Annotated in this window: 21 protein-coding genes; 10 read left to right on the forward strand and 11 right to left on the reverse strand. The window is 63.4% G+C overall.

Annotation, left to right across the window (positions count from 1 at the left end; all coding sequences use genetic code 11):
* Positions 1–135 precede the first annotated feature (135 nt).
* From AQ12_RS03630 to AQ12_RS03650, 5 genes are read right to left on the reverse strand one after another with little or no spacing between them, the layout of a single operon-like run.
* Positions 136–888, reverse strand: coding sequence for a YoaK family protein (locus tag AQ12_RS03630; RefSeq protein ID WP_048438514.1), 753 nt, complete (start codon positions 886–888; stop codon positions 136–138).
* Between the two features lie 2 nt (positions 889–890).
* Positions 891–2,357, reverse strand: coding sequence for a DASS family sodium-coupled anion symporter (locus AQ12_RS03635; protein ID WP_048438515.1), 1,467 nt, complete (start codon positions 2,355–2,357; stop codon positions 891–893).
* Complete coding sequence (locus AQ12_RS03640; protein ID WP_048438516.1) at positions 2,354–5,143, reverse strand: cation-translocating P-type ATPase; 2,790 nt, start codon at positions 5,141–5,143, stop codon at positions 2,354–2,356. The genes AQ12_RS03635 and AQ12_RS03640 overlap by 4 nt, the downstream gene beginning before the upstream one ends.
* Positions 5,143–6,939: an arsenical pump-driving ATPase gene (arsA, locus tag AQ12_RS03645; RefSeq protein ID WP_048438517.1), complete on the reverse strand. Its 1,797-nt coding sequence runs from the start codon at positions 6,937–6,939 to the stop codon at positions 5,143–5,145. Before arsA ends, AQ12_RS03640 begins: the two co-directional genes overlap by 1 nt.
* A gap of 9 nt (positions 6,940–6,948) precedes the next feature.
* Complete coding sequence (locus tag AQ12_RS03650) at positions 6,949–7,830, reverse strand: MBL fold metallo-hydrolase (RefSeq protein ID WP_048438518.1); 882 nt, start codon at positions 7,828–7,830, stop codon at positions 6,949–6,951.
* A 99-nt stretch (positions 7,831–7,929) separates the two neighbouring features.
* Between AQ12_RS03650 and AQ12_RS03655 the strand changes: the two genes are divergently transcribed.
* Genes AQ12_RS03655 through AQ12_RS03670 form a run of 4 tightly spaced genes read left to right on the forward strand, consistent with a single transcriptional unit; the run spans position 7,930 to position 9,791 of the window.
* The gene (locus tag AQ12_RS03655; protein ID WP_048438519.1) at positions 7,930–8,256 is read left to right on the forward strand and encodes a metalloregulator ArsR/SmtB family transcription factor; all 327 of its coding nucleotides are present in this window, start codon (positions 7,930–7,932) and stop codon (positions 8,254–8,256) included.
* The gene (locus AQ12_RS03660; protein WP_048438520.1) at positions 8,253–8,687 is read left to right on the forward strand and encodes a YeeE/YedE family protein; all 435 of its coding nucleotides are present in this window, start codon (positions 8,253–8,255) and stop codon (positions 8,685–8,687) included. The genes AQ12_RS03655 and AQ12_RS03660 overlap by 4 nt, the downstream gene beginning before the upstream one ends.
* 21 nt (positions 8,688–8,708) lie before the next feature.
* Positions 8,709–9,146: a YeeE/YedE family protein gene (locus AQ12_RS03665; RefSeq protein WP_048438521.1), complete on the forward strand. Its 438-nt coding sequence runs from the start codon at positions 8,709–8,711 to the stop codon at positions 9,144–9,146.
* Between the two features lie 9 nt (positions 9,147–9,155).
* Entirely contained in the window at positions 9,156–9,791 is a 636-nt protein-coding gene (locus tag AQ12_RS03670; protein WP_053076541.1) for a DUF599 domain-containing protein, read from the forward strand.
* A gap of 26 nt (positions 9,792–9,817) precedes the next feature.
* Here AQ12_RS03670 and AQ12_RS03675 read toward each other — a convergent pair whose 3' ends face one another.
* Entirely contained in the window at positions 9,818–10,855 is a 1,038-nt protein-coding gene (locus tag AQ12_RS03675) for a zinc-dependent alcohol dehydrogenase family protein (RefSeq protein ID WP_048438718.1), read from the reverse strand.
* A 42-nt stretch (positions 10,856–10,897) separates the two neighbouring features.
* Positions 10,898–11,923 (reverse strand): RNA methyltransferase, encoded by a 1,026-nt coding sequence (locus tag AQ12_RS03680; RefSeq protein WP_048438522.1) that lies wholly within the window; start codon positions 11,921–11,923, stop codon positions 10,898–10,900.
* 65 nt (positions 11,924–11,988) lie between these two features.
* On the opposite strand from AQ12_RS03680, the gene yghU reads away from it, so the two are divergent.
* A complete protein-coding gene (yghU, locus tag AQ12_RS03685; protein ID WP_048438523.1) occupies positions 11,989–12,855 on the forward strand; it encodes a glutathione-dependent disulfide-bond oxidoreductase in 867 nt (288 codons plus the stop codon).
* Here yghU and AQ12_RS22640 read toward each other — a convergent pair.
* A complete protein-coding gene (locus AQ12_RS22640; protein WP_152682659.1) occupies positions 12,852–13,160 on the reverse strand; it encodes a hypothetical protein in 309 nt (102 codons plus the stop codon). The genes yghU and AQ12_RS22640 overlap by 4 nt on opposite strands.
* 226 nt (positions 13,161–13,386) lie before the next feature.
* Here AQ12_RS22640 and AQ12_RS22940 point away from each other — a divergent pair, with 226 nt between their 5' ends.
* The gene (locus tag AQ12_RS22940; protein ID WP_161798979.1) at positions 13,387–13,557 is read left to right on the forward strand and encodes a hypothetical protein; all 171 of its coding nucleotides are present in this window, start codon (positions 13,387–13,389) and stop codon (positions 13,555–13,557) included.
* A 177-nt stretch (positions 13,558–13,734) separates the two neighbouring features.
* On the opposite strand, the gene AQ12_RS03695 is transcribed toward AQ12_RS22940, so the two are convergent.
* Entirely contained in the window at positions 13,735–14,133 is a 399-nt protein-coding gene (locus AQ12_RS03695) for a helix-turn-helix domain-containing protein (RefSeq protein WP_048438525.1), read from the reverse strand.
* A gap of 95 nt (positions 14,134–14,228) precedes the next feature.
* Between AQ12_RS03695 and AQ12_RS03700 the strand changes: the two genes are divergently transcribed.
* The gene (locus AQ12_RS03700; protein ID WP_048438526.1) at positions 14,229–14,729 is read left to right on the forward strand and encodes a hypothetical protein; all 501 of its coding nucleotides are present in this window, start codon (positions 14,229–14,231) and stop codon (positions 14,727–14,729) included.
* A gap of 85 nt (positions 14,730–14,814) precedes the next feature.
* On the opposite strand, the gene AQ12_RS03705 is transcribed toward AQ12_RS03700, so the two are convergent.
* Positions 14,815–15,027, reverse strand: coding sequence for a hypothetical protein (locus AQ12_RS03705; protein ID WP_152682660.1), 213 nt, complete (start codon positions 15,025–15,027; stop codon positions 14,815–14,817).
* Positions 15,028–15,091: 64 nt separating this feature from the next.
* Between AQ12_RS03705 and AQ12_RS03710 the strand changes: the two genes are divergently transcribed.
* Genes AQ12_RS03710 through AQ12_RS03720 form a run of 3 tightly spaced genes read left to right on the forward strand, consistent with a single transcriptional unit; the run spans position 15,092 to position 17,765 of the window.
* Complete coding sequence (locus AQ12_RS03710) at positions 15,092–16,003, forward strand: glutaminase (protein ID WP_048438528.1); 912 nt, start codon at positions 15,092–15,094, stop codon at positions 16,001–16,003.
* A 14-nt stretch (positions 16,004–16,017) separates the two neighbouring features.
* Positions 16,018–16,857 (forward strand): rhodanese domain-containing protein, encoded by an 840-nt coding sequence (locus AQ12_RS03715; RefSeq protein WP_152682661.1) that lies wholly within the window; start codon positions 16,018–16,020, stop codon positions 16,855–16,857.
* A 2-nt stretch (positions 16,858–16,859) separates the two neighbouring features.
* Positions 16,860–17,765, forward strand: a complete 906-nt coding sequence (locus AQ12_RS03720) for a pseudouridine synthase (RefSeq protein ID WP_048438530.1) — start codon at positions 16,860–16,862, stop codon at positions 17,763–17,765.
* Positions 17,766–17,775: 10 nt separating this feature from the next.
* On the opposite strand, the gene AQ12_RS03725 is transcribed toward AQ12_RS03720, so the two are convergent.
* Entirely contained in the window at positions 17,776–20,058 is a 2,283-nt protein-coding gene (locus tag AQ12_RS03725; protein WP_048438531.1) for an ATP-dependent DNA helicase, read from the reverse strand.
* Between the last annotated feature and the right edge of the window lie 48 nt (positions 20,059–20,106).

The raw sequence follows: 20,106 nt of genomic DNA on the forward strand, positions 1-20,106 counted from the left end.
CGACAAAGACTTAGCGCTCAAATGAGAATGTATCTCCGGACACTAGTGGGTCAAGCCCGCAATGACAGCCAAAATACCCGGCTGTCATGCCGGACTCGATCCGGCATCCACCGCGAAGCGGCAGCTAGCTTCGCGTCAGGAACTCGTCCGCCTCAGCTCCACAAAATCCCTGAATAGCGGTATCGCCGAAATGGCAACCAGCACGGTGGCTATCGGCAGCACAGCCGCATAGCCGATCGACTTGAAACTCCACGCACCGACGATGGCGCCGACCAGAAACAGCGCAAAGATCGTGGACAACACCACAAGCCGCTCACGGTCGGCTCGCACAGGACCGGCTGCGCGACTGCCCCTGTTCCAGTAAACCAGACGCCCCAGTTCAATACCCAGGTCGGTGATCACGCCGGTCATGTGCGTGGTGCGAATTTCAGCGCGCGAAATCTTGGTGATCACCGCGTTTTGCAGCCCCATGATGAAGCACAGCAACAGCACCGTCGTCGGAACAAACAGTTCCACCAGCGTGTTCAGGTTGGCGCCCAGCACTCCAAAAATCAGCAGCAGCGCTGCCTCCACGATCAGCGGCAACGAAAACTCGCTGTGCAGCCGGTGACCACGCGCCCAGTTGATCAGCACTGCAGTGCACATCGCCCCCGCAATGAACGCAGACAGCAGCGCGATTCCGGCCAGCACGAGCCCGATCTGGCCCAGCACCAGGTCGTCGGCAATCGCCGAGACGATGCCCGTCATGTGCGAGGTATACCGCTGCACCGCCAGAAAGCCCCCCGCATTGATCGCACCCGCCACGAACGCCAGCAACCCGCCCAACTGGCGGTTCGCGCGCTGCGTGCGGTCCCGGCCGGTCAGCTTGTTCAGGAAGATCAGCGGCATCGTCAGGCAGGCTTGGTCATGTACCCCATCCAGGGCCAGTAGGTCAGCGCGAACACGACCAGCAGCGCCATCGCCGCCAGCGTGATGACAAGACCCGTGCGCACAAAGTCGCGCGCATCGAAGGTGTCGGTTCCATAAGCAATCATGTTCTGCGGCGCATTCACCGGCAGGATAAAGCCGAAGCTCACGACGAACTGCAGCAGCATCGTCATGCCGATCACGTTGATGCCCGGCGTCTGCACGGCCAGCAGCACGCTCATGATGATGGGGATCATGGTGGACGCCAGCGCAGTGGCACTCGCAAAACCCAGGTGGATGATGATGAGGAACAGCGACAGCAGCATCAGGATGACGAAGGCACTGGCCTGCGCAAGTCCCAGGTTCTGCACGATCAGGTTGGCCAGCCACCCGGCCGCGCTGGTCTTGAGAAGGGCCGTGCCGATGCTGATGCCCACCGCAAACAGCACCACGGTGCCCCAGGGAAACCCGCGCTGCGACTCCTTCCAGTCCATCACGCCGACACGCGGCAGCAGCATCAACGCAATCGCGGCGATGGTCGTCGATGAGGTGTCGAAGTCGTGCAGCACCTTCTCGGTGGCCCAGAAGCCCAGCAGCACCAGCACGATCGCCAGCAGCTTCCACTCGCGCACCGTTGTCTTGCCGATGGCGTCGAGCTGCTCGCGGATCGCCGCCTGCCCGCCTGCGATCTCTTCCATTTCGGGCTTCATCAACCGGGTCATGATGAAGTACACCGCAATGCTCAGCAGCGCGGAGAACGGCGCACCCGCCACGAACCACTCCAGCCAGGTGATGCTGGTCTGGAACTGCTTTTCGATGAAGCCGATGGCCACCATGTTCTGCGCGGCGGCGGTCTTGATGCCCACGTTCCACACGCTCGCGGTCTGCGCAGCCGTGATGACCAGCAAGCCCGCGAAGCGGCTGCGCTTGTCCACCTTGAACGCCAGGATGAAGCCCATCATGATGGGCACCAGGCACGCCACCCGCGCCGTCGTGCTGGGCACGATGAACGACAGCAGAAAGCCCACGACCATCGCGCCGATCACGATGTGGTTGGTGCGCGCATCAACCTTGGACAGCACCAGCAGCGCGATGCGCCGGTCCAGGCCGGTGGCCGTCATGGCCGCCGCGATGAAGCAGGCCGCAGCCACCAGCGCCACGGCGCTATTGGAAAAGCCCGACAGCGCCAGTGCGAGCGCTGCGCCGGTGCCCATGTCCGCGCCCGCAGGCTTTGCCGCATCGGGCACCCACGCCAGCAGGAAGATCATCAGCGCGCCGATCACCACCGCGCTCACGGCATAGTCCAGCGCCTCGGTCATCCACACGATCACCGCAAACGCCAGCACCGCGAGCATCACCTGCCCGGCTGCCGGTAGCCCCTTGGCCGCCGGCATCCACAGCACCAGGAGCAGCGCTGCCATCGCGATAAACAATCCGGCCTTCTTGATCATGCTGATCTCCTGTTGATGAATTTGCGCAGTTCGCTGACCCACAGGACGGCGCTTCCCATCGCCAGGCAGACCAGCCACTGGTGCGCAGACAACGGCGCAGTGCCGAAGGCGACGTTCAATATTTCAAGATGGACGACGCCGACCTGCAGTACAGCCGACAGCGCAACCGCAGCCCACAGCCACGGATTGCTCGTGAGGTTTTCAAAGGCGCTGGCCGTCTCCGACCGGGCGTTGAAGCAATTGAACAGGTGGGCAATGACCAGCACGGTGAAACCTGCGGTGCGTGCGTTGGCCAGGTCGCGGTCGCCTTCGATCAAGCCGCCGGGCAGGTACATGTCCATGGTGAGCAAACTCACCACCGCCACCACCGCACCCAGCAGGACCACACCCTTCCACATATCCGCATCAATCACGCGCTCACCGGCGTGGCGAGGCTTGCGCGCCATCACGTCGTCGCCCGCAGGGTCTATGCCCATCGCCAGCGCAGGCCATGAATCGGTGATGAGGTTGAGCCAGAGGATTTGCGTGGCGAGCAAAGGCAAAACCGGTGCACCGCCCGGCGCGGCAAGGCCGATCACGCCGGCGCCCACCACGCCCAGAAATACGGTGAGCACCTCGCCCATGTTCGACGACAAGAGGTATCGCAGGAACTTGCGGATGTTGTCGAAGATGCCGCGCCCTTCCCTCACCGCATGGACGATGGTGGCGAAGTTGTCGTCGGCCAGGATCATGCGCGCCGCGCCCTTGGCGACCTCGGTGCCCGTCACACCCATCGCGACGCCAATGTCTGCCGCCTTGAGGGCCGGCGCATCGTTGACTCCATCTCCGGTCATGGCCACGATATTTCCGTCGGCCTGCAGCGCGCCCACGATGCGCAGCTTGTGCGCAGGCGCGACGCGCGCGAACACGGATGTCTCTCGCACGGCTTGCGCAAAGCCCGCTTCGTCCAGCTGGTCGAGTTCGATGCCGGTCAATGCCGTTGCACCGGCATCCACAAGTCCGAGGTCGGCAGCAATGCGAGCCGCCGTGCGCGGATGGTCGCCCGTGATCATGATGACGCGGATACCGGCGCGGCGGGCCTGCGCAATCGCTACTGCGGCCTCTTCGCGGGGCGGATCGATGATGCCGGCGGTGCCAACAAAAATGAGGTCACGCTCCAGCAGTTCAGCCGCTTCCAGGTCCTCGTCGGGGCCTAGCGGGCGATAAGCAACGGCCAATGTGCGCAAGGCTGCATCGGACAGGGTGTCGACGTCTTTCAGCACTCTTGCCCGCAGCGCGTCGTCGAGTGCCACGACTTCCATGCCGACCCGCGCGCGCGTGCACAGGCGCAGCAGCACATCGGGCGCGCCCTTGCAGATGACGACGCGCTCATCGCCATGCTCATGGTCGATCTCGATGCTCGACATCCGCTTGCGCTCGGAGGTAAACGGGATCTCGGCGATCCGGTCGAACCGCTTTTCGCGCCGCTCGGTCGCACCCAGCTTGCGTTCGGCCACCAGGAATGCAGCCTCGGTCGGATCGCCGTGGACTTCCCAGGAACCATCTGCCAGTTGCCGCAGCGATGCGTTGCCCGCGAGGCTGCCGCCGCTCAAAAGCACCACATGCTCGGCATGCACAAGGCCCGATTGCAGGTTGGCCCCCTTGTGCTCCACCTGGCCTTCGGGCGAGTAGCCGACGCCGGTCACCTCGGTCGACCCAGAGGCCGTCATGACGCGCACGATCGTCATCTCGGACCGGGTCAGCGTACCGGTCTTGTCGGAGCAGATCACGGTGGTGGCGCCCAGCGTCTCGACCGATGACAGGTTCTTGATGATGGCGTTGTGCCGGGCCATGCGCTGCACGCCCAGTGCCAGCACCACCGACAAGATCGCCGGCAGGCCTTCCGGCACCGCGGCCACGGCGAGCGCCACACCCAGCAGCAAGACACCCACCACGCCTGCGACGCTGTCCGGCCGGTAGATGAAGAGCACGGCGGCAACCACGACCACCGCGATGACCAGCACCGCGATACCCAGCATCCGCCCGATCAGGGTGATTTCTTTTTCCAGCGGTGTGCGCTGCTGCTCTGTGGTCGCCAGCATTCCGGCAATCGAGCCCATCTGCGTGGCCATGCCGGTGGCAACCACCAGCGCACGACCGGTGCCCTGGGCGACGAACGTGCCCTTGAACACCATGTTCAGCCGATCGCCCAGCGCCGCAGCAGCCGCGAGCGGCGCAATGTCCTTGAGCACGGCGGCGCTCTCACCGGTCAGCGAGCTTTCCTGTATCTGCAGCGATGCGGCCTGCACCAGGCGGGCATCGGCTGCGATGGCATCGCCCTCGGCGAGCACCAGCAGATCGCCCTTGACGAGGTTCGCGCTCGGCACCCGTTGTGCCTGCCCGCCCCGCACGACCGAAGCCGTGGGCGCACTCATGCGCGCGAGCGCGGCCACGGCGTCGTGCGCCTTGGCTTCCTGCACATGGCCCAGCACTGCGTTGAGGATGACGATGGCGGCCACGACGATCGCGTCCACCGGCCAGCCCGACATGCCCTCGAACACCCATGCGGCGATCGAGATCGCAATCGCGGCCAGCAAGAGATAGATGAGCGGGTCCTGGAACTGCGCCAGCACCCGGCGCCACGCGGGGGTGCGCGCCACGGCGATGAGTTCGTTTTCGCCGTCGTTCGCGAGGCGGCGCGCAGCTTCAACCGCCGTGAGGCCGAGTTCCAGGTCCGAGTCGAGCGAACGTGCGAGATCGTCGACGGAGGCTACAGAGGGATCGCCTGGTTGCCCGGTCTGCGCCATTACTGTGCGGGCGTCACCAGCTTTGACAGTTCGGTCACTCCGACGGGAGGACGGGTGAGCCATGGAAGGACGAACAGCCGCCGGGCCAATCCGCCCGACATTCTCTTGATCTGCTTGCGCTCGCCCTCCAGCCGCGCCCGCAGCAAGGTATCGCGTGTGCCTGCGGCGATCACGCTCTTGTTGAGGACCCATGCATAGGGTTCGATGCCGGCGCGGCGCAGGTCGTCTTGCAAAGCCGCCGCTTGCGACACGGGCGTCACCTCGGGCAAGGTCACCAGGATGATTCGGGTGTATGACGCATCCTGCAGCCGCATCAAGGGCGTGATGACGCGCGCAGCCCCTGCTTGCTTGCCGGTTCCTTCGTACGCCTGCATCATTTGCCGATGATAGGCCCCCGTGGCGTCCATCAGCAGCAGCGAGTGCCCGGTCGGCGCGGTGTCGAGCACCACGAATGCACTTCGCGCTTCACTGACGATGTGCGAGAACGCATGGAACACCGCGACCTCTTCGGTGCAGGGCGATTGCAGGTCTTCCAGCATGAGCGCCTGTTCCTGCGCATCGAGGCCGGGCGACTTCGCCGCCATCATCTTGTCGATGTAGCGCTGCGTCTCGACCTTGGGGTCGATGCGGTCCACGCGCAGTCCCGGCACCTCGCCCTGCATCGTCACTGCCAGATGCGCGGCCGGGTCGGTGGTGCTCAGGTGCACCGTCTTGCCGCGCTGGGTCAGCCCGATGGCCAGGGCCGCAGCAACGGTCGTCTTGCCGACTCCGCCCTTTCCCATGACCATGATCAGCCCGCGCCCCGCGGCGGCCAGTTCGTCGGCCAGCGCGGAAAGATCCTGGAGGTCGTCGATCTGAACCGGGGTCACTGCAATGGCAGGCCGGGCTGTTGCATTTTCCGCATTCGCCGCATCCCCCGAAAGCAGGGCACGCAACGCTGGCAGACCGACCGTGTCGAAGGCGCGAAGCGGCACCTGGTCCTGCGGCAGTGCGCCCAATGTGGCGGGCATTTTTGCCAGCGCCTCGCGCTCCAGCGCTTCGATGGATGCGGCAACCGCATCGCCCGCGTCGCTGGCGTGGAACACACCGTTGACGATCAGCCGCTGGTTGTTCAGACCCAGCGTGCGCAATTCATCGCTGGTGCGCGCGGCTTCGGCAATGGCGCCCTTGTCGGCGCGGGTCACCAGCACCACCGTCGTCTGCGCCGGATCGCTCAATGCAGCCAGCGCCGCATTGAATCGCTCCTCCTGCATCTTCAACCCCGAGTGCGGCCCGAGGCACGAAGCGCCCCTGTCGTTGCCGCCCAGGAAACCGCTCCAGGCCTTGGGCAGGCTGAGCAGGCGCAGCGTGTGCCCGGTGGGTGCGGTGTCGAAGATGACGTGATCGAACAGGGCGCCGTCTCCTGACAGGAGCGATGCAAACTCATCGAAAGAAGCGATCTCGGTGGTGCAGGCACCCGAGAGTTGCTCGCGCACTTCGGCCAGTTCTGACGAATTCGCATCGGTCCCCATCTGCGCCAGCACGCGCTGGCGATAGGACTCGGCCGCCGTATCGGGGTCGATGTTCAGGACCGACAGGCCGGGCGCACCGGGCACAGGAACCGGCGAGTTGCGAAGGGCGATGCCCATCATCTCGTCCAGGTTCGAGGCTGCGTCGGTGCTCACCAGCAGGACGCGCTTGCCAGAGTCGGCAAGCGCAAGCGCCGTGGCCGCCGAAAGCGACGTCTTTCCGACACCTCCTTTGCCGGTGAAGAAAAGATGGCGCGTCGGCTGGTTCAGCCACGACATGTCAGGCATGCAGGTTCCTTATCGATGTACCGGCAACGCATTGAGCGGAATGCGCAGGTAAGAGACGCCGTTCTCGTCGGCGGGTGGCAATTGTCCGGCGCGGACATTCACCTGGATGGACGGCAGGATGAGCGTGGGCACATCGAGCGTGGCGTCGCGCGCCTTGCGCATCGCGACGAATTCTTCTTCGGTGATGCCGTCACGCGCGTGGATGTTGCCCGCGCGTTGAGCAGCGACCGTCGTCTGCCAGGCCGCGTCGCGCGTCACGGGCGGATAGTCATGGCAGACGTACATCGTGGTCTCGGGCGGCAGCGCAAGCAGCTTGCGCATCGACCGGTACAGCTCATGCGCATCGCCACCCGGAAAGTCCGCGCGCGCGCTGCCCACGTCGGGCATGAAGAGCGTGTCGCCAACGAACACCGAGCCATCGATCAGGTAGGCCATGTCGGCGGGCGTGTGGCCCGGCACGAGGATGGCCGTGGCCTGCACGCCGCCGATCATGAAGGTTTCGCCGTCCTTGAACAGGTGGTCGAACTGGCTGCCGTCGGGCAGGAAATTGCGCTCCAGGTTGTAGAGCTTCTTGAACACACCCTGCACCACGCGAATGTTCTCGCCGATGGCGATCTTGCCGCCGGCCTGCTGCTGGAGGTAGCGCGCGCCGGACAGGTGATCCGCATGGGCATGCGTCTCCAGGATCCAGTCGAGGGTCAGGTCCTTGTCTTTCAGGCACGCGAGCACCTGGTCGGCTGACGTGGTGCTGGTGTGGCCGGACTTGAAGTCGTAGTCGAGCACAGGGTCTATCACCGCCGCGCGACGGGTGGCGGGGTCCCACACCACATAGCTGACAGTCCATGTGTTCGGGTCAAAGAAGGCTTCGGTCCTGATTTGGGGCTGGTTCATCGCATTTCCTTTTGCAGTTTCGATCTATTGACGGATATTATATTACTTGATATATTATCTGCAACCCTGTTCAATCAACCCGCCTCAATTGCATCCCTCATGAAAGAACCTGTACTCATCCTCGACCCCGAAGCGCTGCGTGCCGCTGCGGGCAAGGCCGTCGGCACGCTGAAACTGCTGGCCAATGTCGAACGCATGCTGCTGCTGTGCCAGCTGTCGCAAGGCGAAATGTGCGTGAGCGACCTTGAAGTCAAGCTCGACATCCACCAGCCGACGCTGTCGCAGCAGCTGGGCGTTCTGCGCAGCGAAGGCGTTGTGAGCACGCGCCGCGAAGGCAAGAACATCATCTACGCAATCGCCGATCCCGACTTGATCGAAATCATCTCGGTGCTTTATGACCTCTACTGTCCAAAGGATGAAAAATGACAATCGCATGGAATGAATTCACCCCGTGGTCCGCGCTGGCCGGTGGCGCGCTGATCGGTCTTGCTGCCGCGATGTTCGTGCTGCTCAACGGCCGCATTGCCGGTATCAGCGGCGTGCTGGGCGGCTTGCTCAAACCCGTGAAGGGCGACATTGGCTGGCGCGTTGCCTTCATGGTCGGGCTGGTGGGTGCACCGCTCGTCTATGCGCTGGTGGCTGCCTTGCCTGTCCCCCGGATCGATGCGGGCTTCGGCGCTCTTGTGCTTGCCGGCTTGCTGGTGGGCGTGGGAACGCGCTACGGCGCAGGCTGCACCAGCGGCCACGGCGTTTGCGGGCTTTCGCGCCTGTCGCCGCGTTCGCTGGTGGCAACGGCTGCGTTCATGGGCGCGGGCTTTGCCACCGTCTTCGTCATGCGTCACATTCTCGGCATCTGAACAGCCACCTGAAGGATCAACATGCTTGTCTTTACCTCTCTCCTCGCGGGCCTGGTCTTCGGAATCGGCCTTCTCATCTCCGGCATGGCCGACCCGGCCAAGGTGCAGGGATTCCTCGACCTCGCGGGCGCATGGGACCCTTCGCTCGCGTTCGTCATGGGCGGCGCCATCGCCGTGGGCGTGATCGCATTCGCGCTGGCACGCAGGCGCAGCGTTTCCATCCTGGGCGCCGCCATGCGCCTGCCCAATTCGCGCGAGATCGACCGCCGGCTGGTGGGCGGCAGCGTGCTGTTTGGCATCGGCTGGGGCGTGGCGGGCTTTTGCCCGGGCCCAGGGCTGGTCGCGCTCGGCATGGGCGAGCCCAAGGCGCTGGTCTTTGTCGCTGCGATGCTCGCTGGCATGGGCGCGTTCGAGTTGTTCGAGCGGCGCAAGCACTCGGCCGTGCCGCGCACCGCATAAACTGCCCTGATGGACAGCTACCTCGTCTGGCTCTCAACACTCTCGACCATCGTCGTGCTGCTGGGCTACGAGGGCGCGCTGGCCGTTGCGCAGCGCAGGCGCCCCGATAGCGTGGCCCGTACAGCCCACGCCACGCTGCGCGAGGAATGGTTTGCGGCGGTGTCGCAAACCAGGGGCAGCGAGATCCTGGCCGTGCAGACGCTGCGCAACTCGCTCATGTCGGCAACCATGACGGCCTCGACGGCTGTGCTGGGATTGATGGGCACCGTGACGCTGGCCGCGCCGTCCTTGCATGCGACCTTCGCGCAGGACGCCACGCCGGGCATCACGCCCCGGCTGGTGCTGGAGCTGTTGCTGCTCGCACTGCTGTTCGCTTCGCTGGTGTGCTCTGCCATGGCGGTGCGCTACTACAACCATGCGGGCTTCATTGCCGGTATGCCGGTCGAGTCGCCGGCCCGGCAGAAGTGGGCGACCGCCGGTGCCGCCTATGTGCGCCGCGCAGGCATCCTGTACAGCTGGGGCCTGCGTCACCTGATCCTGGTGGCGCCTGTGCTCGCATCGCTGCTGCATCCCCTTGCGGGTCCGGTCGCAGCTGTTGCCATCGTGGTGGTGTTGTCCGGCTTTGACCGCATCGGCGCGAAGTAACGGCAACAGGCCAAAGCACATGAGTGCTACGCCTCGATGATCACCTTCAATGCCTTGGTGTCTGCTGCGCGCGCGAACGTGTCGTAAGCCTCCAGGATCGCGGTGAGCTTGAAGCGGTGCGTGATGAGTTGCGTCGCATCGATGCGCTTTGACTGCACGGACTTGAGCAACATCGGCATCGACACCGTATCGACCAGCCGCGTGGTGATCGTGATGTTGTGCGACCACAGCCGCTCCAGGTGCAGGTCGGCTTTCACACCATGAACGCCGACGTTGGCGATCGTGCCGCCTGCCGTCACGATGTCTTCGCACAGCGTGAAGGTTGCCGGAATGCCCACCGCCTCGATCGCCGTGTCCACACCGCGCCCGCCCGTCAACGCCATCACCTGTTTCGCGGCCGTGCCGTCGGTGCTGTTCACCGTGGCCGTCGCGCCAAAGCGCTTGCCCACGGCCAGCCGGTTGTCGTCCAGGTCGATCATGATGATTTCGGACGGTGAATAAAGCTGGGCCGTGAGCAGCGCGGCCAAGCCGATGGGCCCCGAGCCGACGATGGCAACGGTTGAGCCCGGTTGCACCTTGCCGTTGAGCACGCCGCATTCGAAGCCGGTGGGCAATATGTCGCTCAGCATGACCAGTGCTTCTTCGTCGGCACCATCGGGAATCGGATAGAGGCTGGTGTCGGCATGGGGTATGCGAACGAACTCAGCCTGCGTCCCGTCGATGCTGTTGCCCAGTATCCAGCCGCCTGTGGTGCAGTGCGAGTACATGCCCTTGCGGCAATACTCGCAGCGGCCGCAGGCGCTGATGCATGAGATCAATACCTTGTCGCCCGGTTTGAAGGTGACGACGCCGGGGCCGACCGAATCGATGATGCCGACGCCTTCGTGACCCAGCGTGGTGCCGGGCTTGCAGGTGGGCACATCGCCCTTGAGGATGTGCAGGTCGGTTCCGCAGATCGTTGTCCTGGTGACGCGCACGACGGCATCCGTGGCGCCCTGGATGACCGGCTTGGGGCGTTCATCGAGTTGTTTCTGGCCTGGGCCGTGATAGACGAGAGCGAGCATGAAGACTTTCTGTGTTGGGTTTGCCAACACCATGCGCGCTGGTCACCGCATCGTCTGTTCGCTGACGTACAAAGTGCCCCGCGCCCGCAGCTGGCCACAACCCGCATCGACGTCCTGTCCTGCTGAGTTGCGCAGCTTGGTGAGCACCCCCCTCGCGTGGAGTTCGCGCGCCAGCGCATCGGCTTTCTCCATCGAGGGACGCCGATAGCCCAGGCCCGGCACGGTGTTGTACGGAATCATGTTGAGGATGGCGTACTTGCCCTTGAGCAGGCGCACCAGGCCGTCGACTTCTTCTGCCGTGTCGTTCACGCCGTCCAGAAGGGTCCACTGCACCTGCATCGGATAGCCGGTCGCACGCGCGTAGGCCTCCCCTGCTTCAACCAGGTCATCAGGGGTGATTCGCGGTGCGCGAGGCAGCAGCTGTTCGCGCAGCTCGGCCCGCGTGCTGTGCAATGAGAGCGCGAGCGCGGGCTTGACCGGGCTGCGGGGCAACGCGTCGAAAACGCGTTCGTCACCCACGGTCGAAAACACCAGGCTCTTGTGCCCGATGTTGCCCGCCGTGCCTAGAAATTCGATGGCTTCCATGACATTGGCGAGGTTGTGCGCGGGCTCGCCCATGCCCATGAACACGACCTTCTTGACGGATTGCAGCGTGCGCGCCAGAACCACTTGCGCGACGATCTCGGCACTGCCGATCTGCCTGACCAGGCCGCCCTGCCCTGTCATGCAGAAACGGCAGCCGACCGCGCATCCGATCTGGCTCGACACGCAAAGGCCGCCTCGCAGCAGCAACACGCTTTCGCAGGTCTGCCGGTCGTTCAACTCCACCAGCAATCGCTGCGAGCCGTCCGCGCCGGGGTGCTGCGATGCGATGCTTGCCAGTGCGTTGAACTCACTCATCAGTGCGGGCAACGCATCGAGCAGTTGCCGGGGCATGAAGTCTTCAAGCTTGCGACTGCCGCTGTCCTGCGGCAGCGCATTCGCCCAGAGGCGAAGCACGCGCTGCGCGTGACGCGGGTTGGCGCCTGAAGCAAGCAGGCGCTGGCGAAGTTGCGAGATGGTGGTCATGTGAAGAACACAAGCTTAACGTGCGCTCCCTGCGGGTTTCAGGTGCGCTCCCTATACTTCATCGCATGTCTGATCCAAGCACCTACACACCCCCTCCCGTCTGGACCTGGAACAAGGACAGCGGCGGCAAGTTCGCCAGCATCAACCGCCCTGTCTCCGGCCCCACGCACGAGAAGGAATTGCCCGTCGGCGCGCATCCACTGCAGCTTTATTCGCTGGGCACGCCCAACGGCGTCAAGGTCACCTTGATGCTGGAGGAGTTGCTGGCGCTGGGTCATCAGGGCGCCGAATACGACGCCTGGCTCATCAATATCAACGAAGGCGCGCAGTTCGGCAGCGGCTTTGTCGAGATCAACCCGAACTCCAAGATTCCTGCCTTGCTCGACCGCAGCGGCGAACAACCCATCCGCGTCTTTGAATCGGGCGCGATCCTGATTTACCTGGCCGAGAAGTTCGATGCGTTCCTGCCGAAGTCCGGCGCGGCCCGCGCAGAGTGCCTGTCGTGGCTCTTCTGGCAAATGGGCAGCGCGCCGTTCCTGGGTGGCGGGTTCGGGCACTTCTACGCCTATGCGCCGCAGAAGATCGAGTACGCCATCGACCGCTATGCGATGGAAGTCAAACGCCAGCTCGACGTGCTCGACCAGCGTCTTGCGCAATCGAGGTACGTGGCCGGCGACCACTACACCATCGCCGATATCGCCATCTGGCCGTGGTACGGCACGCTGGCGCAGGGGCAGCTTTATGGCGCGGGTGAGTTCCTGCAGGTGCAGGGCTACAAGCACGTCCAACGATGGACAAATGAAGTCGCAGATCGTCCCGCAACAAAGCGGGGGCGCATGGTCAATCGCGCTTGGGGCGAGCCCGCAAGCCAGTTGCGGGAGCGGCACGACGCGGGGGATTTCGAGACGAAGACGCAGGACAAGATCGGCTAGATCGAATTGGCTGTCATTGCGGACTTGATCCGCAATCCATCGTTAATCAAGCACAGTGGCCGCTTCGCGGTGGATGCCGGATCAAGTCCGGCATGACAACCTTCGGATTGGGGTTGCAGCAACTGCTGGTGGTGTTCAGGCGCTTCGAAGTCGGCGAGCAGCTGACCGGTATTCACCGGCGTGCCAATGTCCGCCTTCCATGCCTTGATATAGCAGGGACGCGATCGTATCGGCGCGCGAGATAAGGCCTCGATGCGCGCGGTTAGTTCAAAGTTACGAAATCCAATCTTGAGCCAAGCCCGCACGGGTCGTGTGCCACGCGGACTAAGAGCCATTGCCCAGATTCACGGTCCTGCTTTCTTCAAATGCAGTCACTTGTACCCCGATTCCTTACGACAGCGTTTCCACCTAGGAACCGCGGGCTCTTGTTTTTATCTATCGTTGACCTACAGTCAAGTTTGATAAAGCCACAAAACGAAACTTGGTGTGTCCCTAGCGAATTCAGGGTGGCGCAAATTTGGAACGGGATCGATGAACAAATCTTTTTTGCCAGAACTGATCGCGCAATTTCGAAGCGACTGGTCGAAGCTCACAGCCTTGCTACTTGTCGTGGTGATGCCCGCCGCATTTTTTAGCGCAGTTGCGCTCTGGGCCGATTTTCCCGTTGCTCGAAGACTGTTGGGCATCATGAGTGCCATCTGACGGGTCTCAGTTTTGGGCTAGCACCAGTCCTTCCGAGCAGACTTGATGTCATATCGATCTGTAGGATTGCTCTACGCCAACGTGACTCGATCGCCGCGAACAGACTCAGTTCCGATTCGGGCTGCACTGCTCGATTCACCGTCGGTCAAGCCGACGTTGTCCACCGCTTCACCACTGTTACTTTGTTTTCAATGAACCCGAAGCCGCGGCCAGCAGCAGCCGTTGAAACGTCGGGCATTCACTGTGGCTTGGCGCGGGGCACACGGCGGCATGACGAAGACCTTTGCTCATCGCCTTGAGCCGCGCGACCTGCGCGTCGATCTCGTCGGCTTTCGAGGCGAGCATCTTGCGATCGATGTCAGGCTTGCCGTTGGGCGCGAACATGGTCGCAATCTCGTCCAGCGAGAATCCCGCCGCCTGGCCGAGCGCAATCAGCGACAGCTGGTCGATCACACCCGGATCGAACACGCGTCGCAGGCCCTGACGTCCGATGGAGGTGATGAGCCCTTTTTCTTCGTAGTACCGCAAGGTCGAAGCCGCGAGACCCGAGCGTTTGGCGACCTGTGCGATGTCCATGAAAAAACCTCTTGACTTCAAGTTGACTTGAACTTCTATAGTGCAGTCACTCCACCCGTTCGTCAACACGACTCATCCCGAAAGGAATCCACACAATGACCCAGACACTTGCTACTTTTGCCGCCCAGGCTCACGACGTGCTCGCCACGCAGAACAATCCCGCAGGCCGTGAAATCGTGGCCGGTCTGCTGCGCGATGCACTGAACAACCGCGCGTTCGTCGAGTCGCTTTTCGACGATGCATCGCCCGAGCGAAAGGTCGTCTACGAAGACAAGGACCTGGGGTTTTGCATCCTCGCGCATCGCTACACCGATGCAAAGGACAGCGGACCGCACGACCACGGCCCTTCATGGGCGATCTATGGTCAGGCCGATGGGGAGACGGTGATGACCAACTGGGCTGTGAAGCAGGCGCCATCTGGTGATGCGCCGGGCAAGGTCAGCCCGCTGGACAGCTACTCGCTGACGCCGGGCGTCGCGCACGTCTACAACGAGGGTGAAGTGCATTCACCCAGCCGCGCGGGGCCGACACGGCTGGTGCGGATTGAAGGGGTGAATCTGGCGAATGTGGCCAGGGGGAAGTACGAGGTGGTTTGAGGCTGCAACGCAGTTGAAGCTGTCGGCCCTCACCCCGGCCCTCTCCCAAAGGGAGAGGGAGAAATACCACGGGAGCGGAGCGCCGTTATTTTTTCGGCGACATCACGCCCATCATCAGGTCGGTATTGAGCTTGGCCATCTGCTGGATCAGCGACCACTGCTTGGTCATGATCTGGGCGAATTCGGGGCTGGTCGGGTTGGCCTTGCCGGACATGGCGAGCTGCGCCGTCTCCTGGGCCATCTTCTGTTGCTCGCCCATGATCTGTTTCACGGCTGCGTTGTACTCATCCAGGGTCATGATTTCTCTCCAGTTTGCAGGCAGGTTGCCTGCGCGCATCTTACGGTCCACGTCAGAATGCGCCATGGATTTCCAACCCGTTCTTGAAGAAATCGTTGCAAGCCTGCGTCCGCAGCTGGGCCTGGAGGGCCAGGTTGCCAGCTACATCCCTGCCCTGGCCCGCGTGTCGCCCCTGCAGTTGGGCATTGCGCTGCGTACCTGCGACGGCCAGGAAGCGCACGCCGGTGACAGCCTCACGCCGTTCTCGATCCAGAGCCTTTCCAAGCTGTTTTCGCTGACGCTGGGCATGCGCGAGATGGGTGAAGCGATCTGGGAGCGCATCGGGCGCGAGCCGTCCGGCAACCCGTTCAATTCGCTGGTGCAGCTCGAGTCCGAGCAAGGCATTCCGCGCAACCCGTTCATCAATGCGGGCGCGCTCGCGGTCACCGACCGGCTGGTGACCTTGTTCGACGCCAAAGCGCAAATGCTGGCGCTGCTGTCCAGCCTGTGCGGCGAAACGGTGCACTTCGACGAGGAGGTTGCCGCATCGGAAGCATCGACGGGCTTTCGCAACGCGGCGCTTGCCAATTTCATGAAGAGCTTCGGCCGTATCGACAACGATGTGTCCGAGGTGCTCGATGCGTACTTTCATCATTGCTCGGTCAGCATGAATTGCCTGCAGCTCGCGCGCGCTGCGGGCTTTCTCTGCCGCGACGGCGCGCACCCGTTTGCAGGGGAGCCGCTGCTTTCCGAGCGCCAGACGCGCCGCATCAATTCGCTGATGCTCACCTGCGGCACCTACGACGCAGCGGGCGAATTTGCGTTTCGCATCGGCCTGCCGTGCAAGAGCGGCGTCGGCGGCGGCATTGTGGCTGTTGTGCCCGACAAGCTGACGATGTGCGTCTGGTCTCCCGCGCTGGAGGCCAGCGGCAATTCGCTGCTGGGCATGAAGGCGCTGGAGATGTTCACTGCCCGCACGGGACTGTCCATCTTCTGATGGGAAAATGCGCCATGCATCCGAACGACGACCTGGTCCACACCGCCTTCTACAAATTCTCTCCCCTGGCCGACCCCGAGCAGGTCGCAGCGGCGCTGCGCGAATTGCTCGCTTCGCAGGGGCCGGGTGCAGTGACCGGCAGCGTTCTCGTCGCGCCCGAAGGCATCAACGGCATGCTGGCCGGGACGCAGGCCGTGGTGACGCGCGTCGAGCAGGCACTGCTGGGCGATGCGGTGTTTTCGGGCGCTTTCAGCGGCATGGTTTTCAAGCGCAGCGACTGCATCACGCGCCCCTTTGCCAAGCTCAAGGTTCACGTCAAGAAAGAGATCGTGCCGCTGGGAATCGACGGCGTGGATGCGCGCCAGACCGGCATCGACGTCAGCCCGCAGGAGTGGCGCGAGTTGATCCGGCAGCCCGACGTGGTGCTGCTGGACAACCGCAACAGCTTTGAATACCGGCTCGGCCACTTTGAAGGCGCGATCGATCCGCTGGTGCAGAATTTTCGCGACTTTCCCGAGTACGTTCGTGCGCATGTGGACGAGTGGAAAGCGCAGGGCAAACGCGTTGCGATGTATTGCACCGGCGGCATCCGCTGCGAAAAAACCAGCGCCTGGATGCGCGAGATGGATATGCCGGTCTACCAGCTCGAAGGCGGCATCCTCAACTTCTTCCAGCAGATGCCTGACGCGCAGCGCGACTGGACCGGCGAATGCTTTGTCTTCGACAACCGCGTCGCGCTCGATACGAAGCTGCACGAAACATCGACCACGCTGGAAGACGTGTACCAGGGCGAGCCCGACGGGCAGTGGCGGTTGCAGCGCGCGCGCCGCCTCGCGCTTGCAGGCGAGCAGTAAGCATGCTGCCGGTGCGCGACGGCGTTGGCGCGAGCCAGGTCTCGCTGCCTGCAGGTCCGTGGATGTGCGTGCTGGACTTTCTGGTGGAGCGGTTTCCTGCGATCAGCGCGAATGAATGGATAGACCGCATGTCCAGCGGCGACGTGCTGGATTCGGCGGGCCATGCCGTCACACCGGCGCAGGCGTACGTGCCGCACGGCAAGCTCTTTTACTACCGCACCGTTGCAAACGAAGCGGTGAACGCAGCGACAGCAGCCGTGCTGTTCGAAGATGAGTTGCTTGTCGTCGCTGACAAGCCGCACTTCCTGCCGGTAACGCCATCGGGCCAGTACCTGCAGGAGACCCTGCTCGTGCGCCTTCGCAGGCTACTGGACGAACCTGAACTGACGCCGATTCACCGCATCGACCGCGAGACCGCAGGTGTTGTGATGTTTGCGAAGAAGCGTTCGATGTGCGCGGGGTATCAGGCGATTTTTGCCAGGCGTGAAGTGGACAAGCGCTACGAGGCGATTGCGCCCTTCGACGCGCGGATCGCGTTCCCGCTCACGCGCAGCAGCCGGCTGGTCACCAGCGAACACTTCATGCAGATGCGCGAAGCCGATGCTGGTTCGGGCGCCGTCGCCAATTCAACAACAGACATCGAGCTGCTGGAAACGCAGGGCGCGTGGGCGCGTTACCTTCTGCGACCCGCCAGCGGCAAGCGGCATCAGTTGAGGGTGCACATGGCTGCACTGGGTTTGCCCATTCTGGGGGACCGGATTTATCCGCAGCTGCTCGGGCAGGCGGGAGATGATGTGGGCAATCCGCTTCGGCTCCTTGCGCAGGGCATTGCGTTCACGGATCCGTTGACCGGTGCGAAGCGCAGTTTCAGGTCGTTGCAGGATTTGAGATTTCCGTCATCTGCATAGATCCCTGAAGTCATGGATGCCGGATCGAGTCCGGCATGACAACCCGCCACCAGGCTGGCAATAGCTCCCGCACCTGCGCGCGTGCAAACCGGTCATCGATCAGGTACACCACGCCCTGATCCTCCTGCGTCCGGATCACCCGCCCCGCCGCCTGCACCACTTTCTGGATCCCCGGATACAGATAGGTGTAGTCATAGCCCGACCCGAACGCCGCTTCAAGATGGGCCTTGAGCTGCTCATTGCGCTGGTTCACCTGAGGCAATCCCAGCGTCGCGACAAATGCACCAACAAGCCGGTCGCCACGCAGATCAATGCCCTCGCCAAAGCTGCCACCGAGCACCGCGAACCCAACACCCGCGCCACCCGGCGCAAACCGGTCGATGAACGCCCGGCGCGCGCCCTCGTCCATGCCGCGCGATTGCGTCCACATCGGCACTTGCGGGAACAGCCGTTCAAATTCGCCAGCCACCAGATCCAGGTAATCAAAGCTGCTGAAAAACGCGAGGTAGTTGCCCGCCTGCTCGTCGAATTGCTGCGCGATGAGCCGGGCAATCGGAGCTGCAGAACGCTGGCGATCGGGAAAGCGCGTCGATATCTGGCTCACGACTTTGACCTGCAACTGATCCGCGCTGAACGGCGACTGCACATCGATCCACGCCGTGTCATCGGGCAGGCCGAGCATGTCCATGTAGTAGCGCGGCGGGTTGAGCGTTGCAGAGAACAAGGTCGCACTGCGCGCAGACGCAAAGCGCGGTTTCAGGAAAGGCGCCGGGACCAGGTTCTGGATGCGCACGGTGGTTGAAGGCTTGCCGAACGCCACTGATTCCGATGCCAGTTCGATCAGCGAATGCGATCCGAATGACTCGGCCAACCTCTGGAAACCCAGCATGTCGAAATAGAACTGTTGCAGCGCGCCATCGACTGCGCCGGGCTGCGCTTCAGCCAGATGAGACTCGACCGCGGTCACCGCTTGCTTGAGCGCGTTGGTGAAGCTGGCCGGAAGCGAGTCGAGCGTTCCGTCGGCCTGCAAAGGTGCCTTGCGCAGCGCAGTCCAGCTGCGATTGAATTTATCCAGCGCGGGTTTGATGGCCACCGGCGCAGAAAGCCGCACGCCGCGAAGGGGCGCCTGGCCGAGCGATACCGAGTACATAGCGCGGGCGCGCTCGACCAGGTTGTGCGCCTCGTCCGCCAGCACGCCGACTCGCCAGTCGTTGCCTGTCGTCATACCGTGCAGCATCGCGCTGCTGTCGAAGTAATAGTTGAAGTCGCCGATGACCAGATCGGCCCATCGCACGAGTTCCTGCCCGAGGTAATACGGGCAGACCTGGTGCTTGAGCGCAACCGTGCGAACGGCCGTGCTGTCGGTCATCTTGGACGCGACGCATTCCAGGCGTGCTGCAGGCAGCCGGTCGTAGAAGCCGCTTGCCAGCGGACACGAGTCGCCGTGGCAGGCCTTGTCTCTATGCTCGCAGGCCTTGTCGCGCGCCACCAGCTCCAGCACCCGCAGATTCAGCGAAGGCGCGCTGTCACCAATCAGCTGTGCGGCATCGAGCGCCATGCGCCTGCCGGTGGACTTGGCCGTGAGATAGAACACCTTGTCGAGCTTCTGGGGCTTCATCGCCTTGAGCATCGCGAAGGTGGTGCCGACTGTCTTGCCGATGCCGGTGGGCGCCTGCGCCATCACGCAGCGGCCTGTCGCGGCGCCCTTGTACACAGACTCGGCCAACTCACGCTGGCCCGTGCGAAACGCCGGATGCGGAAACGCGAGCGTTGCAAGGCAGTCGTTCCTGCCCTCGCGGTGCGCCATTTCCTGCTCGGCCCAGGCCGTGAAATCACGGCATTGCGCCTCGAAGAATTCACGCAGCTGCACAGCCGTGTGGATTTCGGTGAAGACTGTCTCGGTCTGCGACGCAATGTCGAAGTACACCAACGCCAGCGTCACATCCTGCAACGCCCTCGCCTCGCAAAGCAGCGCGCCGTAAACCTTGAGCTGCGCCCAGTGCAGGTGACGATGGTTTGCGGGTTGCCGGGACAAGTCGCCGCGATGCGTCTTGATCTCTTCGAGGCGGTTCTGCATACGGTCATAGCCATCGGCGCGGCCGCGAACGGTGAGCGGGCCGAACTCAGCGCTCAGGCTGACCTCGGTTTCATAGGCGTCGCCGCGACGGCTCGCCACGAACTGGTGCCCGGCAATACCCTCCTGCGCCGACGGCGAAGGCGTGAACCGCAGGTCCAGGTCGCCGCGCTTGGCGGTGAACTCGCAAAGTGCGCGGACGGCGACGGTGTAGGGCATTGGCTGATCGTATGCGATGGACTTTTCTTTGCCGCTATCCTCGGATGA

The organism is Caenimonas sp. SL110, assembly GCF_001044395.1.
Taxonomy (GTDB): domain Bacteria; phylum Pseudomonadota; class Gammaproteobacteria; order Burkholderiales; family Burkholderiaceae_C; genus Ramlibacter.

Coding starts and splice junctions, on each gene's coding strand:
- AQ12_RS03650 (WP_048438518.1), bottom strand. CDS start 7,830: ATGAACCAGCCCCAAATCAGGACCGAAGCCTTCTTTGACCCGAACACA.
- AQ12_RS03710 (WP_048438528.1), top strand. CDS start 15,092: ATGGATTTCCAACCCGTTCTTGAAGAAATCGTTGCAAGCCTGCGTCCG.
- AQ12_RS03695 (WP_048438525.1), bottom strand. CDS start 14,133: ATGGACATCGCACAGGTCGCCAAACGCTCGGGTCTCGCGGCTTCGACC.
- yghU (WP_048438523.1), top strand. CDS start 11,989: ATGTCTGATCCAAGCACCTACACACCCCCTCCCGTCTGGACCTGGAAC.
- AQ12_RS03720 (WP_048438530.1), top strand. CDS start 16,860: ATGCTGCCGGTGCGCGACGGCGTTGGCGCGAGCCAGGTCTCGCTGCCT.
- AQ12_RS03715 (WP_152682661.1), top strand. CDS start 16,018: ATGCATCCGAACGACGACCTGGTCCACACCGCCTTCTACAAATTCTCT.
- AQ12_RS03700 (WP_048438526.1), top strand. CDS start 14,229: ATGACCCAGACACTTGCTACTTTTGCCGCCCAGGCTCACGACGTGCTC.
- AQ12_RS03660 (WP_048438520.1), top strand. CDS start 8,253: ATGACAATCGCATGGAATGAATTCACCCCGTGGTCCGCGCTGGCCGGT.
- AQ12_RS03635 (WP_048438515.1), bottom strand. CDS start 2,357: ATGATCAAGAAGGCCGGATTGTTTATCGCGATGGCAGCGCTGCTCCTG.
- arsA (WP_048438517.1), bottom strand. CDS start 6,939: ATGCCTGACATGTCGTGGCTGAACCAGCCGACGCGCCATCTTTTCTTC.
- AQ12_RS03655 (WP_048438519.1), top strand. CDS start 7,930: ATGAAAGAACCTGTACTCATCCTCGACCCCGAAGCGCTGCGTGCCGCT.
- AQ12_RS03705 (WP_152682660.1), bottom strand. CDS start 15,027: ATGACCCTGGATGAGTACAACGCAGCCGTGAAACAGATCATGGGCGAG.
- AQ12_RS03640 (WP_048438516.1), bottom strand. CDS start 5,143: ATGGCGCAGACCGGGCAACCAGGCGATCCCTCTGTAGCCTCCGTCGAC.
- AQ12_RS03665 (WP_048438521.1), top strand. CDS start 8,709: ATGCTTGTCTTTACCTCTCTCCTCGCGGGCCTGGTCTTCGGAATCGGC.
- AQ12_RS03680 (WP_048438522.1), bottom strand. CDS start 11,923: ATGACCACCATCTCGCAACTTCGCCAGCGCCTGCTTGCTTCAGGCGCC.
- AQ12_RS03675 (WP_048438718.1), bottom strand. CDS start 10,855: ATGCTCGCTCTCGTCTATCACGGCCCAGGCCAGAAACAACTCGATGAA.
- AQ12_RS03630 (WP_048438514.1), bottom strand. CDS start 888: ATGCCGCTGATCTTCCTGAACAAGCTGACCGGCCGGGACCGCACGCAG.
- AQ12_RS03670 (WP_053076541.1), top strand. CDS start 9,156: ATGGACAGCTACCTCGTCTGGCTCTCAACACTCTCGACCATCGTCGTG.
- AQ12_RS03725 (WP_048438531.1), bottom strand. CDS start 20,058: ATGCCCTACACCGTCGCCGTCCGCGCACTTTGCGAGTTCACCGCCAAG.
- AQ12_RS22940 (WP_161798979.1), top strand. CDS start 13,387: ATGAACAAATCTTTTTTGCCAGAACTGATCGCGCAATTTCGAAGCGAC.